Raw genomic sequence first — 17,098 nt, 5'->3', positions numbered from 1 at the left:
CACAGGTGAGGGGCGCGCGGATGCGATCCGCGCGCCCCTCACCTGTGCCCGCAGGCCGTACGGTCCGTGTCCGCGGGCCGCGCGCCTTCCTCGGGCTGTTCCTCGGGCCTCACTCCACCGGCCGTTGCCGGGCCGGCTCCTACTCGGTCTCGGTCGGGGTGCCGTGCAGCGCGTCGGCCGCCTCGACCTCCTCACGGGTGATGCCCAGCAGGTACAGCACGGTGTCCAGGAACGGCACGTTCACCGCGGTGTCGGCGGCCTCGCGCACCACCGGCTTGGCGTTGAACGCCACCCCGAGGCCGGCCGCGTTCAGCATGTCCAGGTCGTTGGCGCCGTCGCCGATCGCCACCGTCTGCTCCAGCGGCACCTTCGCCTGCTCGGCGAAGCGGGCCAGCCAGCGGGCCTTGCCCGCCCGGTCCACGATCTCGCCGACCACCCGGCCGGTGAACCTGCCGTCCACCACCTCCAGGGTGTTCGCGGCCGCGAAGTCCAGGCCCAGCTGCTCCACCAGGTGGTCGGTGACCTGGGTGAAGCCGCCGGACACCACCGCGACCTGGTAGCCGAGGCGCTGGAGCGTACGGATCAGGGTGCGCGCGCCCGGCGTGAAACGGACCTCGGCGCGGACCTTCTCGGTCACCGAGGCGTCCAGCCCGGCCAGCAGCGCCACCCGGGCCCGCAGCGACTCGGCGAAATCCAGCTCGCCGCGCATCGCCGCCGCCGTCACCTCGGCGACCTCCTCCTCGCAGCCCGCGTGGGCGGCGAACAGCTCGATCACCTCGTCCTGGATGAGCGTGGAGTCGACGTCCATGACCACCAGGCGCTTGGCCCGGCGCTCCAGCCCGGCGGCGACCACCGCGACGTCCACCCGCTGGGTGGCCGCCTCCTGGGCCAGCGCGGCCCGCAGCTCGTCGGTGGCCACACCGGAGACGGCCAGCTCGACCGCCGTCACCGGGTACTTGGCGAGTCGGAAGACACGGTCGATGTTGCCCCCCGAGGCGGTGATCCGGGAGGTGAGCGCGGAGACGGCGGCGGCGGTCAGCGGATTGCCGAGCACCGTGACGTGCGAACGGCCCTCACGGCGCGGCCGGTTGTCACCGATGCCGGAGAGGATCTCGGCCTGGAGCTTCTGCTCGTCGGCCCAGCGGTGGACGGTGGCCCGCAGCCCACCCTCGGCGGCGGGTACGGGGGGCGGGGTGACCAGCGCGCAGAGCGTGATGCGGCCACGGGTCACGACCTGCTCGATGTCGATGACGTCGACGCCGAAGCCGGCCAGCGTCGCGAAGAGGCCGGCAGTGATGCCGGGGCGGTCCTTGCCGAACACCTTGACGAGCAGGGTGCGCTCGTCCGCGGTCCGGTGCTGGGCGGCGGGGAGGGGCTCAGCGGCCAGGGGCGATGCGTTCATGGTGCCTCCCACGCTACCGGGCGCCCGACGGCCCGGGGGCACCCGTCCCACCTCGCGGGACGGCGCGGTCCGGGGTCGGTAGCAGCCTGGTCACAGTCGCCCGGGCCGACTTTCACCGGCGGTCGGCGGGCTGGAATGATTCCCCCCGTCAGTCAGAGAAACATCGCAGCCCCGGCCGGGGGCCACAATTCGGGGGAACCGAGAGAGCGGGGCAGGCGAGCAGTGCCGCAACTCGTCATTGAGATCAACGGACAGCAGCGGACTCTGGAGCCCGGGCGGTCCTACACCATCGGGCGCAACCCTCAGTCGGACTTCCCGTTCGAGGACGCCAGGGTCTCCTGGCAGCACGGGACCATGAGCTTCAACGGCAGCGGTTGGCAGCTGGACGACCACGGCAGCACCAACGGAACGTACGTGGCCGGGGCCCGCACCCTGCAGGCCCAGCTGTTCCCCGGTGCCGTGGTCAACCTGGGCAACCCGGAGAACGGCCCCCGGCTCGGCTTTTCCGCACCCGTGCACGCCGCCGCTCCGCAGGCCGCGGCTCCACAGGCCACCCCGATGCACGAGGCCGCCACCAGCCGAGGCCCGGTGCCCACGCCCCAGCAGCCCGCCCCGCAGCAGGGCTGGCCGCAGCACGACCCGTACCAGCAGCCGCAGCAGCAGGCCTGGCCCGGGCAGCCGCAGGACCAGCCGCCGTTCCCGCAGCAGCAGTACGCGCCGCCGCAGGCCCAGCCGGCCCCGCAGCAGCCCCAGCCCCAGCCTCAGCACGGTGGCTTCCCGCAGCAGCAGGATTTCCCGGCCCCGCCGCAGCACGGTGGCGGCGGGCCGCAGCCGACCATCATCCGCAACCTGACGTCGTCGATGCGCACCGCCCGGATCGGTCGTGCGCTCGACAACGACATCGTGGTGTCCGACCTCCAGGTCTCCCGCCACCACGCCGAGCTGCGTCAGCTCCCGGACGGCCGCTACGAGATCGTCGACCTCGGCAGCCACAACGGCATCTTCCTCAACGGCCAGCGGGTGCAGCGTCAGCTGATGGGCCCGCAGGACCGGCTGACCGTCGGCCACTCCAGCTTCGTCCTGGTCGGCGACCAGCTGCAGGAGTTCGTCGACACCGGTGCGGTCTCCTTCTCCGCCCGCCACCTGACCGTCGAGGTCGACCACAAGGGCGGCAAGAAGGTCCTGCTCGACGACGTCAGCTTCGGCGTCCCGGAGAAGTCCCTGGTCGCGGTCATCGGCCCGTCCGGCTCCGGCAAGTCCACGCTGCTGCGCGCCCTCACCGGCTACCGCCCGGCCGACCGCGGCGAGGTCCTGTACGACGGCCGCAACCTCTACAAGCAGTTCGCCGAGCTCCGCTCGCGCATCGGCCTGGTGCCGCAGTCCGAGATCCTGCACCGCGAGCTCACCGTCCGGAAGGGCCTCAAGTACGCCGCCCAGCTGCGCTTCCCCGGCGACACCGAGGCGCGCGAGCGCGACGCCCGGATCGACGAGGTGCTGTACGAGCTGCGCCTGGACAAGCGAGCCGACAACAAGATCACCGCGCTCTCCGGCGGCCAGCAGAAGCGCGTCTCGGTCGCTCTGGAGCTGCTCACCAAGCCCTCGCTGATCTTCCTCGACGAGCCCACCTCGGGCCTCGACCCGGGCATGGACCGCGAGGTCATGCAGATGCTGCGCGGCCTCGCCGACGACGGCCGCACCATCCTGGTCGTCACCCACTCGGTGGCCGAACTCGCACTCTGCGACCGGCTGCTCGTGATGGCGCCGGGCGGCTCGGTGGCCTACTTCGGCCCGCCGGACGAGGCGCTGCACTTCTTCGGGTACGAGACCTGGGCGGACGTCTTCCAGGCCTTCGAGAACTACCCGGACCACGACTGGGCCGGCCGCTACCGCGGCTCGGTGCACTACCAGCAGTACTCCGCGCCCACCGTGGAGGCGGGTGAGGTGCAGCACGTCCAGGTCGCCCAGGAGGCCGTCAAGCCGCCGAAGCCGCAGAGCTGGGGCTCGCAGCTGTGGACGCTGATGCGCCGCTACATGTCGGTGCTCGCCTCGGACCGCGGCTTCCTCGCGCTGTCCGTGCTGCTGCCCGCCGTCATCGGCGCGGTCAGCGTGCTGATCCCCAACGAACCGGGGCTCGCACCCAACCCCAAGACACAGCTCCACCTCAACAGCGGCGCCGCGACGATCATGCTGATCCTGGCGATCGGCGCCTGCTTCTCCGGGGCGGCCAACTCGGTCCGCGAGTTGATCAAGGAACGGGCGATCTACGAGCGGGAACGAGCCACCGGCCTCTCCCGCTCGGCGTACATGATGTCCAAGATCATCGTGCTGGGCTTCTTCAGCGTGATCCAGGGCGCCATCATCTCGGCCGTCGGCTTCCTGCCGCGCAAGCTCCCCGAGCACGGCCTGATCGTCAAGAACCTGCCGATCATCGAGATGACCATCGGCATGATCCTGCTGAGCTTCGCCGCGATGATGTTCGGCCTGATGATCTCCGCGCTGGTGAAGACCGCCGAGAAGACCATGCCGCTGCTGGTCATGTTCGCCATCATCCAGGTCGTCTTCACCGGCTGCCTCTTCCAGATCTTCAGCAAGCCCGGACTGGAGCAGGTCGCCTGGCTGATGCCGGCCCGCTGGGGCACCGGCATCGTGTCCACCACGCTCGACCTGTCCGTGCTCATGGGCCCCTGGAACAAGGACTTCCAGAACCCCAACTACGACCCGCTCTGGAAGCACAGCGTCGCCCAGTGGGCGATCGACGCGGGTGTGCTGATCGCCATCTCCGTCGCCATCGGCGTCCTCGTGACCCGGCTCCAGCGCCGGCACGAACCCGAGGTCATGCAGAAGGGCTGACCCCTTCTCCGACTCTCCGGCGGCAGGCCGAGGGGCGGCTCTCCCAACAGGGAGGGCCGCCTCTCGGCGTTCCGGGCGCTCCCACGAAGCTCCGGGCGGGCCCTGCGGCCTAGGTCCCCGGACCTGGGCCCGGGGCGGCCGCGGACGGACGCGGCGGTCGCCGGGGCGGCGGTAGTTTGGCGGTATGTCCAGCACCACCGGAGACCACCGGACCCACCGGGGCCCGCTGCCCGCCTGCGAACCCTGCCTGTCCGGGATCGAGGCCGTCAGCCAGGCACTGCTCGCCATGAGCCGGCACCTGGAGGTTCGTGAGGTGCTGCGCCGCATCACCGCCTCCGCCAGGGGACTGCTCGGCGCCGAGTACGCGGCCCTGGGCGTGCCCGACGACCACGGGGGCTTCGCCCAGTTCGTTGTCGACGGTGTCACCGACGAGCAGTGGCGGGCGATCGGCCCGCTGCCCCGACAGCACGGCGTACTCGCCGTGATGCTGCACGAGACCGGCCCCACCCGGCTGGCGGACGTCCGCAAGGCGCCCACCTTCGAAGGATGGCCCGCAGCCCACCCCGATATGGACGCCTTTCTGGGCATGCCGATCCTGGACACCGACGCGGCCGAGGACGAGCCGCAGGTGATGGGCGTCATCTTCCTCGCCAACAAGCGTGGCGGCGGCCTCTTCACCGATCACGACGAGGAGCTCCTGCGGATCCTCGCCGCGCACGCGGCCCTCGCGCTGTCCAACGCCCGACTGTACGAGCGCAGCCGCGAGCTCACGCTGGCCGGCGAGCGTGCCCGGATCGCCCACGACCTGCACGACGCCGTCTCGCAGAAGCTCTTCTCGCTCCGGCTCACGGCCAAGGCGGCCGCCAAGCTTGTCGACCGCGACCCCGTCCGGGCACGTGCCGAACTCGCCGAGGTCGCCCGTCTCGCCGCCGAGGCCGCCGACGAGCTGCGCGCGGTCGTCGTGGAGCTGCGTCCCGCAGCCCTGGAGGAGGACGGGCTCAGCGCCACTCTCGCCTCTCAGGTGCAGGTCCTGGACCGGGCGCACACCGCCGACGTCGCCTTCGCCGCCGACGGGGTCCGGGCTCTGCCGCCTGCCCAGGAGGCCGCACTGCTGAGAGTCGCCCAGGAGGCGCTGCACAACGCGCTGCGCCACTCCGGCGCCCGCAGGGTCACTGTCACCCTGGCCGGGACGCCTGCGCGCGGTGCGGTGCTGCGCGTGCACGACGACGGGCGCGGCTTCGATCCGGAGTCCGTCCGGCGAGCAGGCCGTCACCTCGGTCTGGCCTCGATGCGCGACCGCGCGGCTGCCGTCGGCGGCACACTCACCCTGGAATCGGCCCCCGGTCGGGGGACGCTCGTCGAGATGGAGGTCCCCGGTGCCTGAGAGCACACCGTCGATCCGTGTCCTGTTGGTCGACGACCACCAGGTGGTTCGGCGCGGGCTGCGCACTTTCCTGGAGGTCCAGGACGACATCGAGGTGGTCGGGGAGGCCGCCGACGGGGCGGAAGGTATTGACCGGGCCCGTGAGCTCGACCCCGATGTCGTCCTGATGGACCTCAAGATGCCCGGCGTCGACGGCATCGAGGCGCTGCGCACGCTCAAGGGCGAGGGCAGCCGCGCCCGGATCCTGATCGTCACCAGCTTCACCGAGCACCGCACGATGGTTCCCGCGCTGAGGGCCGGTGCGGCCGGGTACGTGTACAAGGACGTGGACCCGGAGGCGCTGGCCGGGGCGATTCGGTCGGTGCACGCCGGTCACGTTCTGCTCCAGCCCGAACTGGCCGAGGCCCTGCTCGCCGACGACGGCCCGCGCGTTCCGCAGGGTCGAGGTGGCACGCTCACCGAGCGCGAGCGCGAAGTGCTCGGACACATCGCCGATGGCCGCTCCAACCGGGAGATCGCCCGCAGTCTGCACCTCTCGGAGAAGACGGTGAAGACCCATGTGTCCAACATCCTCATGAAGTTGGACCTGAGCGACCGCACCCAGGCGGCACTCTGGGCCGTTCGTCACGGCGAGGCCCGAGAGGGGTAGCGCGCCGGGGGCGCGACGTACTGGCGCGGGCGCCGTGCCGATCGGCAGGTTTTCGACCAGGCAGGGCGTCAAACGGTGGTCCAGCATGTGCCGTTCGGCAGGGCTAGCCCGAATTCAGGTGATCCATCGCCATTCGGCTGTGCCAGGCTGATCGCCGACACCGATCCCGAGGGAGGGCCGGATGAACGCGATGCGCAATCAGTGCGGGCCTGTCGTGCTGGCCCATGAGCTTGAGGTGACATGCCACCTGTTCGACGAGCCTCCGATGTCCGGGCCCGGGTCGCAACCGATTGTCGAGGACGGGGGCCGAGGGCGGGCGCCAGGACGCCCCTTGTCGGGGTGTCAGGTGGCGGGGGCGGAGAATCGTGCAGCAGAGGCCGTCGAGCGCAGAGCGAGGTTGGCCCGGGAGACAGCCCGAGACCGGGAGGCCTACGGGCCGGAGCTGCTGAGACGCCGACTGCGGATGCGGCGTTGGCAGTTCAACCTGGCACGGGAACGTGAACTGATCCCCGAGCCGGACCTCGACAACGGCACCTGGTCGGCGCTCGTCGAGGTACAGCTGAAGGCCCGCACCGAGGAGATCATCCTCGCGCTCGGCGCCGTGCCGCCCGTGGGGGCGGCCAAGGCGGCCACGGTGTTGGGCCACACCACAGGTCTGCTGGTGATCGCCGAAGACATCAGGCGGCTCGCGGCCGCAGGAGAGCTACGCCCCTGCGGCGGATACCGGGGCTGGCCGACCTACAGCCGGGAGGCCTTGGCCGCCGTCCCGTATGCCGTGGTGCAGCAGACTGTCACGGAGCGCATGCACAAGGCTGCGGCCACGGCACGGGCCGCGGCCGAGGCGCTGGAACGGAGACTCGCGGAGAGCTACTCGGCGGAGGAGGCAGTCGAAGTCCTGGGGTGGCCCCGGTGCCGGCTGGTGGCCACGACGGCGCAGGGAGGCCTGGCCGCCGGGCCCGACGGCAGATACGAGCGCGCCGAGGTGATCGCGCTCGCCATCGCCGACTCCGGGGCCCAGCACCTCTCAGCGATCGTCTCGCTCGTCCACGAGGGCGTTGTAGGCGGCGACCTGGGCGCGCCGGGCGGTACGCCACAGCGGGGCCAGGGCGGATTGGCGGGCCGCCATCTCGGAGGCGCTGACGGCAGCGCCGTGGCCGCCGGAGGCGATGGAGAGCAGGGCGGACACCTGGCGGGCCGACTCCAGGACACGGACGGCCCGGGGCGGGTACCCGGGAGCGAGCAGCTCGCTGTGGCCACGGCGGCGGTAGGCATCCAGGGCGCGCAAGGCCTCAGGTCCGGCGCCGGCCACGTCGAGGCGGGCGAGCATGACGGTCGCCTCCCGCAGCCCGTCGGCCAGTTCACGTTCGGCCTCGTGGAGCGACGGCACGTCCGCCGGAGGTGTGTCGTTGACCTCGGAACAACGCCACAGCACCGTGGCCGAGCGGTCGCCGGCCGGGCCGTACACCTCCACCTCCGGCACCAGCCCGAGTGGTGCACCCACGGCCAGGACGGCCTCACCCGCACTCATGGCCTGCTCGTTGAAGGCCTTCGGACCGGCCAGCCCGAGCGGATGCCCGGCTGAGGGCAGCGCGAGACGCAGGCCCTTCACACCGAGCACCCGCAGCCGCCCCAGCGCCCAGGTCAGCCCGTGCTGCTCACCGGGCTCGTCGCCGGGCAGTCCGGTGACCCGATGGATCTCGTCCCGGCTCAGGACGGCCGTGGCGGCGTCGTCCGGCGGCACCAGGCCCGCCAGCAAGGCATTGCCCCATGCGGTGAGCCGCCCCGAACGGGGCTCTTCGTACGGATTGTCGGCAGGAGTCACGAGCATCCGGCCAGCCTACGGAATCGGCGGTCATCCGCGTGGCGTAGGTTTGCCCATGCGTGTGCGGCGCACCCACCCCGTGCCCACCGGCTGCCGGAGTAGGCTCGCCGCCCGCACCGACGGCCGAGAATCTTGTTTTTTGGGGAAGGCGTAGGCATGAGCGACGTGCTGGAGCTGGTGGACGTATCCGTGGTCCGGGAGGGGCGCGCGCTGGTCGACCAGGTCTCGTGGTCCATCTCCGAGGGCGAGCGTTGGGTCATCCTGGGCCCGAACGGCGCCGGCAAGACCACGCTGTTGCAGATCGCCTCCTCGTACCTGTTCCCGACCTCGGGCAAGGTCACGGTGCTGGGTGAGAAGCTCGGCGAGATCGACGTCTTCGAGCTGCGTTCCCGGATCGGCCTGGCCGGCGCCGCCATGTTCGACAAGCTGCCGGCCGAGCAGACCGTGCTCCAGACCGTCCTCACCGCCGCGTACGGCATGACGGTCAGCTGGCAGGAGACCTACGAGCAGTCGGACGAGGTCCGCGCCCTCGCCCTGCTCGACCGCCTCGGTATGGCCAATCTCACCGACCGCAAGTTCGGCACCCTCTCCGAGGGCGAGCGCAAGCGCACCCTGATTGCCCGCGCCCTGATGACCGACCCCGAGCTGCTGCTGCTCGACGAGCCTGCGGCCGGCCTCGACCTCGGCGGCCGCGAGGACCTGGTCCGCCGGCTCGGCGCGCTCGCCCAGGACGAGTTCGCCCCGGCCATGGCGATGGTCACCCACCACGTCGAGGAGATCGCGCCGGGCTTCACCCACGTCCTGATGATCCGACAGGGCAAGGTGCTCACGGCCGGCCCGATCGACACAGAGCTGACCGCCCGTAATCTCTCCAAGTGCTTCGGCCTGCCGCTCACCCTGGAGCGGCACGGAGACCGCTGGTCGGCCCAGGGTCTGCCGCTGGGCTGAGGCCCCTTCGTCCGCTCATCCGGAAGGCCGTCGGAAACCGGTCGCACGCGCGACCGGTTTCCGCCCCTCGACCTGCGGGAACTGTCCGCTTCGAAGGCCTTCGCTCCCTAGGATGGACGTGTGGACAGCTGGATCTGGTGGCTTCTGGCCGCCGCAGGGCTCGGCATACCGTTGGTGCTCACCGCGATGCCGGAGTTCGCCATGTTCGCGGTCGGGGCGCTGGCCGCCGCCGTCGTGGCCGCGTTGGGCGGGGGAGTGGTCGCCGAGACCCTGACCTTCGTCGTCGTCTCGGTCGCACTGGTGGTCTTCGTCCGCCCGATCGCCTACCGGCAGCTTCAGAAGGGCCCGCAGGTCAAGATGGGCATCGAGGCGCTCCAGGGCGCCACCGCGGTCGTCGCGGAAACCGTCGACGGGGAGGGCGGGCGGATCAAGTTGAACGGTGAGATCTGGTCGGCCCGTGCGCTTCACCCGGGCCAGGTGTACCAGCCTGGACAGCAGGTCGACGTCGTCGAAATCCAGGGCGCGACCGCCCTGGTCGTCTAGGGGAGAGTCCGTGGAACCCGTCCTTATCGTTTTGGTCGTCCTGGTCGTGGTGGCCTTCATCGCGCTGATCAAGACGATCCAGGTCATCCCGCAGGCCAGCGCCGCGATCGTGGAGCGCTTCGGCCGCTACACCCGGACGCTCAACGCAGGGCTGAACATCGTCGTCCCGTTCATCGACCGCGTCCGCAACCGGATCGACCTGCGTGAACAGGTTGTGCCGTTCCCGCCGCAGCCGGTGATCACCCAGGACAACCTGGTCGTCAACATCGACACCGTCATCTACTACCAGGTGACCGACCCCCGCGCCGCGACGTACGAGGTCGCCAGCTACATCCAGGCGATCGAGCAGCTGACCGTCACCACGCTGCGCAACATCATCGGCTCGATGGACCTGGAGTCCACGCTGACCTCGCGAGAGGTCATCAACGCCGGCCTGCGCGGTGTCCTGGACGAGGCCACCGGCAAGTGGGGCATCCGGGTCAACCGTGTCGAGCTGAAGGCGATCGAGCCGCCGACCTCCATCCAGGACTCGATGGAGAAGCAGATGCGCGCCGACCGGGACAAGCGCGCCGCGATCCTCACCGCCGAGGGCCAGCGCCAGGCCCAGATCCTCAAGGCCGAGGGTGAGAAGCAGGCCGAGGTGCTCAAGGCGGAGGGTGAGGCGCAGGCCGCGGTCCTGCGTGCGGACGGTGAGGCGGCCGCGATCCGGACGGTCTTCGAGGCCATCCACGACGGCGACGCCGACCAGAAGCTGCTCGCCTACCAGTACCTCCAGACCCTGCCCGAGCTGGCCAAGGGCGACTCCAACAAGCTCTGGATCATCCCCAGCGAGGTCGGCGACGCGCTCAAGGGCCTCGGCGGTGCCTTCACCGGCCTGACCGGCAACGGCGGGGTGAACGGCGGCGCGGTCGCGGCGCCCAGTGTCCCGCAGACGATCCCGGCCGCCACCCAGGTGCCGTTGGACCCGGCGTCCGGCCCGCGGCCGGTGGACACCGAGAAGGGCGCCGCCCGTCCCCGGGTGGACCCGGCCCGGGAGTACCCGAAGATCGACCCGGAGTGATCGGCCGAAAACCGTGCTTCGCCGAGGGCCCGCTGCCGAGAGGTGGCGGGCCCTCGGCCTTTCACGGTGCCGAAGCGTACGTACTGGGCACTGTGGCGTGCGTCCCGAATCGTGGGCGGGTCTGGTCGGCCCGCAGGGCCGTCCGGCATGATCCCCTCGGACAGGACCGAGAGGAGAGGTGACCCATGACGCTCTGGGAGTCGATCGCCGTCCTGGTGGCCGGCGTCGGCGCCGGGATGATCAACGTGATCGTCGGCTCCGGCACGCTGATCACCTTCCCGGTCCTGCTCGCCGTGGGCATCCCACCGGTCACCGCCAATGTCTCCAACTCCTTCGGCCTGGTCCCCGGCTCGCTCAGCGGGGTGATCGGGTACCGGCGCGAACTGGCCGACCAGGGGCGCCGCGTGCTGCGCATGGGCACCGCCTCCCTGCTCGGCGGGCTGCTCGGCGCACTGCTGCTGATCAAGCTGCCGAGCGGGGCCTTCGACGCGATCGTCCCGGCGCTGATCCTGCTGGCACTCGTGCTGGTGGTGATCCAGCCCCGGGTGGCCAAGGCCGTCGCCGCCCGCCGCCGCCCCGGCGGCGATCCGGACGGCAGCCCGGTACTGCTGGTCGGGGTGTTCCTGACCGGCATCTACGGCGGCTACTTCGGTGCCGCGCAGGGCGTGCTGCTGATGGCGCTGATGGGCATGCTGCTCCAGGAGGACCTCCAGCGGATCAACGCGGTGAAGAACGCCCTGGCGCTGATCGTGAACACGGTCGCCGCGCTCTTCTTCCTCTTCACCTCGACCGTGAACTGGGCCGCCGCCGGTCTGATCGCGGCGGGTTCGCTGGTCGGAGGCCTGCTCGGGGCCAAGGTCGGCCGTCGTCTCCCGCCGACCGCGCTGCGCGTTGTCATCGTGGTGGTTGGCCTCGTGGCCGTCACCAAGCTGTTGTTGAGTTGAACGACTGTCAGACCGTATGCAGGTCGGAGGAGTACGCCATGGCCCTGGAGATGCGTGAGAGCTGCGAGCGCTGCGCGGTGTCGCTGACCGCGGACGGCCGCGCCTCGATATGTTCCTACGAGTGCACCTTCTGCCCGGACTGCACCGAGGCCATGGCCGCCACCTGCCCCAACTGCGGTGGCGAGCTGGTGGCCCGTCCGCGCCGGAAGGCCGCCTGACACCGGTTCCCGGGCACTCTGAACGGCCCGGAATCCCGGCCCCGGAGCCCCGGCTCCGGAGCGACGACCCACCGGACGACCCACCAGGAGTGCGGCGATGAGCAGCAGGGCGCGGCTGAACGAGGACGAGATCACGGCAGCCCTGGCGGCGCTGCCCCAATGGAAGCGGGCGGGCGACAGCATCGCCCGCACCGCCGACGCGCCGGACTTCCCGGCGGCGATCCGGGTGGTCGTCTCCGTCGCCGAGCAGGCCGAGGCGCTCGACCACCACCCCGACATCGACATCCGCTGGCGAACCCTGCGCTTCGTCCTGTCCACCCACAGCGCCGGCGGCCTCACCGGGCTGGACTTCACCCTCGCCGCCCGGATCGACGAGGCCCTGCGCGTCGAGTCGGCGGCCTGACGCGGCACGACCGAGGAGCCCGGGCCCGTCCGACCGAGGGCCCGGGCCGCCTCTCCGGGCGGGCGTGAGATGCTGACTGCCGCATCGGCAGGCAGATGGCTCGGGAGGGACGGAACGGATGGCGCAGGAGCCCTTCGGAGACGCCCACCCCCAACAGCCGTGGCCGTCCGAGGGCCACTCGGACTGGCAGAACGGCGGGCACAGCGGGCACGGCGGGTACTCCGAGCAGCAGCAGACGCCGGAGCAGCCGTCGCAGTGGCAGCCGCAGCAGCAGGCGGGTTACGGCTCGGTCGAGTACGGGCAGCAGCCGCAGCTCGGCCAAGACGTCTACGGACACACCGGCTACGAGACCAGCTACCAGACCGGCTACGGCCAGGCCGGTCATGACCGGGCCGGCTACGACCAGAGCGGTTACGACCACAGTGGATACGGTCGGACCGGCTATGTCGAGGGCGGCTACGTCCAGGGCCAGGATCAAGGCCACTACGGCGTTCAGGAGCAGTACCAGCCGTATCCGCAGTACCCGGACCACGCGCAGCCGCATCAGGCCGCCACACCGTACGCCGCCCCGCGGCAGCCCGCGGGGGAGGGCTTGTACGTCCCGGCCGGGGCGGAGTACTCGGCGGACGGCTACGTGCACCTCGAAGAGGCCGGGCAGGTGCCCGTGACCGTCCCGGAGCAGTCCGTGGAGACAGCTACGGAGCAGGTCCCCGAGTCGCAGGCCGAGCCCGCCTCGCCGTCGCGGGCCTCCGCGCGCCGAGGGGCCGGTCGTGGCTCCGGTGCTCGTGCCGGCGCGGGCACGGGCGCGGGCTCTTCGCTCTCCGCCAAGGCGCGGAAGGCCGCCGACGCGGTGCTGGCAGGGGATCACGTGCCCAGCCGCAAGGCCCTGCTGGTGCGGACCGGTGCCGGGGTGGCCGCGCTGGGAGTGCTGGTGGCGGCGGGGCTGATGGTCGGGACCGAGGGCGGTGGCAGCGCGGCGGCGAGCAGCGGCGGTGAGCCGGGCTTCGCGGTGGCGCACACCAGGGCCTGGGCCGCGCAGCCCGCCGTGGCCGGTCCGGCCGGGGGCGACGACACGCTGATCGGCAGCTGGCTGCTGGCCGACGCGGTGGTCCGGGCCGACGGCTCCGGTGTCCGCGCTTACGACCGGGCGGGCGGCAAGCCGACCTGGTCGGTGGAGCCGCCGGCCGCCGGGGCCGTCCCGTGCGGGCTGTCGGCGGGAGTGAACCAGGCGGGCGTGGGCGCGGCGCTGTTCCGTCCGCAGGCCGATCCGAAGAGTCCCTGCACGCTGGTGTCCGCCGTGGACACCAAGACCGGCAGGACCGCGTGGACCAAGACCCTCTCGGACACGAAGGGCGCCTACTCGGCGCGGGTCGGTGTCACCGAGGACAAGGTGGTGGCCGTCGGCGACGACCGGGCGCTGGCCTGGGAGTCGGCCGACGGGAAGGACGTCTGGCAGTACACCGGCCAGGGCAAGTTCTGCACCCTGTCCGGCGGCGTCAGCGGAAAGACCGTGCTCGTCGCGTCCTCCTGCGCCGATTCGACCCCCACAGACCAGGCCGTCGCGCTGAACATCGCGGACGGCAAGGTCGGCTGGTGGCGGGGCCTGAACAACCAGCCGAAGACGGTGACGGTGCTGTCCGCCGAGCCGTCCGTGGTCCTCACGACCGGCGGGAAGCCCGAGGACGACCGGGTGTTCGCCTGGGGCGCGGCCGGCGACCCGGCCGCCGAGATCCCGGTGGCCGTCGACGGTGGCCGGCTGGACGTCGCCCACGGTAGATTTTCGGCCACTCCTGGCGTCTACTTCGAGGGCCGCACAATGGTCACCACCCTGGAACCGCCGAACGGCGGCGGGCCGGTGGCCGCGGTCGGCTACGACCTGGACACCGGCAAGCAGCACTGGAAGGTGCCGAGCGCCGCGAAGGGCGCCGTCCGGGCGGTCGGCATCGACGGCGGATCGCTGGTGCTCGCCGCCGACGAACGCCGTGACCAGCCCGCCCGTCTCAGCAGGTTCCCGCTGGCGGGCGGCCAGGAGGCGACCGGCGGCAACTTCCCGGCCGGCACCGGTTCACTGCTGATCTCCGGACGAGTGCTGATCGGCGGCGGACAGGTGGTCGTGGTGCCCGAGCACTCGACCAACTACGGCACGGCGGCGGGGTACCAGGCGAAGGACTGAGGCCTTCCGCCCTGTACCACGCCGGCGCCGCCCCATCCGCCGCCCCGGCGCCGAGAGTGCCCTCAGGTCGAGAACGTCGAGAGTGCTCCCGTTCCCCGGAACCGCCTCCCGCGAGCAGTCTCCCGCGAACCGTCTCCCGGCAATCGCCTCACGCCGCGGAGACGGGCCGGCCCGGTACGGCCGGCAGCCAGTCGGCGAGGTCCCGGACCTCCGAACTGCGCAGACCGAGCGCCAGCATCAGACTGGCCTGCGGCGTCGGCTCGAACGGCCGCCGCAGAAGCTTCATCCCGGCCTGCTCCGGTGTGCGGTCCGCCTTGTGCTGGTTGTCCTCCGCGCACGCGGCGACGGTGTTCATCCAGCTGTCGGCACCACCGCGCGACCTGGGCTGGAGGTGGTCCACCGTGGTGGCCCGCCGGCCGCAGTACGCGCACAGGTGCTGGTCCCGGGCCAGGACACCCCGCCGTGACCACGGAGCCTGTTGTCGGAACGGCACCCGTACGTACCGTTGCAGTCTGATCACCCGTGGCACCGGGACGGCCACGCCCGTCCCCCGGATCGAGCGCAGCGGATGCGCCTGCTCCACCACCGCCTTGTCCTGGAGCACCAGGACGACGGCGCGCTGGAGCGACACCGTCGTCAGGGGCTCGTAGCTCGCGTTCAGAACCAGCGTGTTGCGCACTCGGCACACCCTTCCCGCGGGCGTGCCACGGCGGCACGACCGTCTCCACACACGTCACTGCCGCCGCACGGCGGTGGAACCACTCTGAATGGGCCCACAGCCGTCGAACAACGGAATTTCCGGTATCGGGGGAGGGACGGGGAGAGTGGGGCCCAGCTTGATGGGGGTGCCTCGGGGAAACTCGCTGGCCGGAACCGCGTAGGCTCTATCAGGCTGGAGTCGTACCGACCCGGGGCCCGATCGAACCGGGCCAGCACTGGTCGGACGCCCGATCGAAGGAGAAGCGTGACCGTGACGGACATCGTCGACGAGCTGCAGTGGCGTGGGCTGATCGCCCTGTCCACTGACGAGGACGCACTGCGCAAGGCGTTCGCGGACGGCCCGGTCACGTTCTATTGCGGCTTCGACCCGACGGCCCCCAGCCTGCACCTCGGCAACCTGGTGCAGATCCTCACCATGCGTCGCATCCAGCAGGCGGGGAACCTCCCGCTCGGCCTGGTCGGCGGCGCCACGGGCCTGATCGGCGACCCGAAGCCCACCGCCGAGCGCGTGCTCAACGACCCCGAGACGGTGGCCGGCTGGGTCGAGCGCCTGCGCGGCCAGATCTCGCGCTTCCTCGACTTCGAGGGCCCGTACGCGGCGCGCATGGTCAACAACCTGGACTGGACGTCCGGGATGTCGGCGATCAGCCTGCTGCGCGACGTGGGCAAGTACTTCCGGGTCAACAACATGATCGCCAAGGAGGCCGTCGCCCGGCGGCTCAACTCCGACGCGGGCATCAGCTACACCGAGTTCAGCTACCAGATCCTCCAGGGCATGGACTACCTGGAGCTGAACCGCCGGTACGGCTGCGCCCTGCAGACCGGCGGCAGCGACCAGTGGGGCAACCTGACCGCCGGCACGGATCTGATCCGCAAGGCCGACGGCAAGTCCGTCCACGCGCTGGCCACGCCGCTGATCGTCAAGGCCGACGGCACCAAGTTCGGCAAGACCGAGTCCGGTACGGTCTGGCTCGACCCCGAGCTGACCACCCCGTACGCCTTCTACCAGTTCTGGCTGAACGCGGACGACCGGGACGTCCCCAACTTCCTGCGGATCTTCAGCTTCCGCTCGAAGGAGGAGGTCGAGGAACTGGAGCGCGAGACCACCGAGCGCCCCGCCGCCCGTCTCGCCCAGCGCGCCCTCGCCGAGGAGCTCACCACGCTGGTGCACGGCGCCGAGCAGTACGAGCGCGCGGTCGCCGCGTCCAAGGCGCTGTTCGGCCAGGGCGACCTCGCCGATCTGGAGGCCCCGACCCTGGCCGCCGCCCTGGCCGAGGTCCCGAAGGCCGAGGTGTCCGAGCTCCAGACGGTGGTCGACCTGCTGGTCGCCGTCGGTCTGTCGCCGAGCCGCTCGGCCGCCCGCCGGACGATCAAGGAAGGCGGTGCCTACCTCAACAACGTCAAGGTGACGGACGAGGAGGCCGTGCCGACCGAGGCCGACCTGCTGCACGGCCGCTGGCTCGTGCTGCGGCGTGGAAAGCGCAACCTGGCGGCGGCGGAGCTGGTCGCCGCCGGCTGACCGGCCGACGGGCTGGTCGACGGACCGGCCGGCTGACGCTTGGCTGGAAACACACCCGCTCTGAGCTGCGTCTTTGAGCCCCGAGGGCCGGATCTGGACAGATCCGGCCCTCGACGTTTGACGATGTCGTCCAGGTGGCCTAGTGTTGAACGAGTCGCTGGAGCGGCCATCCCACTCAGCAAGACCCACTCTCACTCTGATCCCCATGGAAATGGGTTTCTTGGCATTCCCGCCGACCGAGTGAGCGTGAATTTCGGGTAGCACTCGGAATGAGCTAATGTGGGGGACGTCGCGAAAAGCGGACCCGGCCAGTTCGGGAAATTGGATGAATGAAACTCCGGAAAACGGAGCGGAAAACATCTGATAAACTGGAAACACGAAAGAACGAAGCCCGGAGGGTCCGCTGGAAGGCGGTCCGAAGGAAGCGTCCGTTCCTTGAGAACTCAACAGCGTGCCAAAAGTC

The 17,098-nt window shown here is 71.1% G+C and carries 14 protein-coding genes; 11 read left to right on the top strand and 3 right to left on the bottom strand.

Features of this window, described 5'->3' with window-relative positions; translation table 11 throughout:
• Nucleotides 1-139 precede the first annotated feature (139 nt).
• Nucleotides 140-1,402: a phosphoserine phosphatase SerB gene (gene serB / locus ACFVUY_RS17240; RefSeq protein WP_359911467.1), complete on the bottom strand. Its 1,263-nt coding sequence runs from the start codon at nt 1,400-1,402 to the stop codon at nt 140-142.
• Nucleotides 1,403-1,624: 222 nt separating this feature from the next.
• On the opposite strand from serB, the gene ACFVUY_RS17235 reads away from it, so the two are divergent.
• From ACFVUY_RS17235 to ACFVUY_RS17225, 3 genes are all read left to right on the top strand, one after another.
• Nucleotides 1,625-4,252, top strand: coding sequence for an FHA domain-containing protein (locus tag ACFVUY_RS17235; RefSeq protein WP_387685874.1), 2,628 nt, complete (start codon nt 1,625-1,627; stop codon nt 4,250-4,252).
• Between the two features lie 286 nt (nt 4,253-4,538).
• Nucleotides 4,539-5,636, top strand: a complete 1,098-nt coding sequence (locus ACFVUY_RS17230) for a GAF domain-containing sensor histidine kinase (RefSeq protein ID WP_380353200.1) — start codon at nt 4,539-4,541, stop codon at nt 5,634-5,636.
• Nucleotides 5,629-6,285, top strand: coding sequence for a response regulator (locus tag ACFVUY_RS17225; protein WP_380353187.1), 657 nt, complete (start codon nt 5,629-5,631; stop codon nt 6,283-6,285). Before ACFVUY_RS17230 ends, ACFVUY_RS17225 begins: the two co-directional genes overlap by 8 nt.
• A gap of 1,024 nt (nt 6,286-7,309) precedes the next feature.
• Here the strand turns inward: ACFVUY_RS17225 and ACFVUY_RS17220 are convergent.
• Nucleotides 7,310-8,113, bottom strand: a complete 804-nt coding sequence (locus ACFVUY_RS17220) for a hypothetical protein (protein ID WP_387730709.1) — start codon at nt 8,111-8,113, stop codon at nt 7,310-7,312.
• A gap of 150 nt (nt 8,114-8,263) precedes the next feature.
• Between ACFVUY_RS17220 and ACFVUY_RS17215 the strand changes: the two genes are divergently transcribed.
• The 7 genes from ACFVUY_RS17215 (at nt 8,264) to ACFVUY_RS17185 (ending at nt 14,396) form a co-directional block, all read left to right on the top strand.
• On the top strand, nt 8,264-9,055 hold the full coding sequence (locus tag ACFVUY_RS17215) for an ABC transporter ATP-binding protein (protein ID WP_359911455.1): 792 nt from the start codon (nt 8,264-8,266) through the stop codon (nt 9,053-9,055).
• 120 nt (nt 9,056-9,175) lie between these two features.
• Nucleotides 9,176-9,598, top strand: a complete 423-nt coding sequence (locus ACFVUY_RS17210; protein WP_359911452.1) for an NfeD family protein — start codon at nt 9,176-9,178, stop codon at nt 9,596-9,598.
• A 10-nt stretch (nt 9,599-9,608) separates the two neighbouring features.
• Complete coding sequence (locus tag ACFVUY_RS17205) at nt 9,609-10,658, top strand: SPFH domain-containing protein (protein WP_380632112.1); 1,050 nt, start codon at nt 9,609-9,611, stop codon at nt 10,656-10,658.
• A 185-nt stretch (nt 10,659-10,843) separates the two neighbouring features.
• On the top strand, nt 10,844-11,602 hold the full coding sequence (locus ACFVUY_RS17200) for a sulfite exporter TauE/SafE family protein (RefSeq protein ID WP_387685879.1): 759 nt from the start codon (nt 10,844-10,846) through the stop codon (nt 11,600-11,602).
• Nucleotides 11,603-11,640: 38 nt separating this feature from the next.
• The gene (locus tag ACFVUY_RS17195) at nt 11,641-11,820 is read left to right on the top strand and encodes a DUF1272 domain-containing protein (RefSeq protein WP_360354225.1); all 180 of its coding nucleotides are present in this window, start codon (nt 11,641-11,643) and stop codon (nt 11,818-11,820) included.
• Nucleotides 11,821-11,917: 97 nt separating this feature from the next.
• Nucleotides 11,918-12,223 (top strand): 4a-hydroxytetrahydrobiopterin dehydratase, encoded by a 306-nt coding sequence (locus tag ACFVUY_RS17190; protein ID WP_387730706.1) that lies wholly within the window; start codon nt 11,918-11,920, stop codon nt 12,221-12,223.
• A gap of 118 nt (nt 12,224-12,341) precedes the next feature.
• Nucleotides 12,342-14,396 carry a PQQ-binding-like beta-propeller repeat protein gene (locus ACFVUY_RS17185; protein ID WP_387730704.1) on the top strand — a complete coding sequence of 685 codons (2,055 nt, stop codon included), beginning with the start codon at nt 12,342-12,344 and terminating at the stop codon, nt 14,394-14,396.
• A 148-nt stretch (nt 14,397-14,544) separates the two neighbouring features.
• Here ACFVUY_RS17185 and ACFVUY_RS17180 read toward each other — a convergent pair whose 3' ends face one another.
• A complete protein-coding gene (locus tag ACFVUY_RS17180; protein WP_359911434.1) occupies nt 14,545-15,075 on the bottom strand; it encodes an HNH endonuclease in 531 nt (176 codons plus the stop codon).
• A gap of 291 nt (nt 15,076-15,366) precedes the next feature.
• Here ACFVUY_RS17180 and tyrS point away from each other — a divergent pair, with 291 nt between their 5' ends.
• On the top strand, nt 15,367-16,635 hold the full coding sequence (tyrS, locus tag ACFVUY_RS17175) for a tyrosine--tRNA ligase (protein ID WP_387731090.1): 1,269 nt from the start codon (nt 15,367-15,369) through the stop codon (nt 16,633-16,635).
• The last annotated feature ends 463 nt before the right edge of the window (nt 16,636-17,098 follow it).

It is taken from the genome of Kitasatospora sp. NPDC058063 (assembly GCF_042885395.1).
Classification (GTDB): Bacteria; Actinomycetota; Actinomycetes; order Streptomycetales; family Streptomycetaceae; genus Kitasatospora; species Kitasatospora lactacystinica.
Note: the sequence above shows the minus strand (reverse complement) of the source record. Positions and strands in the feature narration are given on the sequence as shown.

What these genes read in the sequence shown, in the direction of transcription:
- serB (WP_359911467.1), bottom strand. Translation starts at nt 1,402, where the DNA reads ATGAACGCATCGCCCCTGGCCGCTGAGCCCCTCCCCGCCGCCCAGCAC.
- ACFVUY_RS17230 (WP_380353200.1), top strand. Translation starts at nt 4,539, where the DNA reads ATGAGCCGGCACCTGGAGGTTCGTGAGGTGCTGCGCCGCATCACCGCC.
- ACFVUY_RS17220 (WP_387730709.1), bottom strand. Translation starts at nt 8,113, where the DNA reads ATGCTCGTGACTCCTGCCGACAATCCGTACGAAGAGCCCCGTTCGGGG.
- ACFVUY_RS17215 (WP_359911455.1), top strand. Translation starts at nt 8,264, where the DNA reads ATGAGCGACGTGCTGGAGCTGGTGGACGTATCCGTGGTCCGGGAGGGG.
- ACFVUY_RS17200 (WP_387685879.1), top strand. Translation starts at nt 10,844, where the DNA reads ATGACGCTCTGGGAGTCGATCGCCGTCCTGGTGGCCGGCGTCGGCGCC.
- ACFVUY_RS17195 (WP_360354225.1), top strand. Translation starts at nt 11,641, where the DNA reads ATGGCCCTGGAGATGCGTGAGAGCTGCGAGCGCTGCGCGGTGTCGCTG.
- ACFVUY_RS17190 (WP_387730706.1), top strand. Translation starts at nt 11,918, where the DNA reads ATGAGCAGCAGGGCGCGGCTGAACGAGGACGAGATCACGGCAGCCCTG.
- ACFVUY_RS17185 (WP_387730704.1), top strand. Translation starts at nt 12,342, where the DNA reads ATGGCGCAGGAGCCCTTCGGAGACGCCCACCCCCAACAGCCGTGGCCG.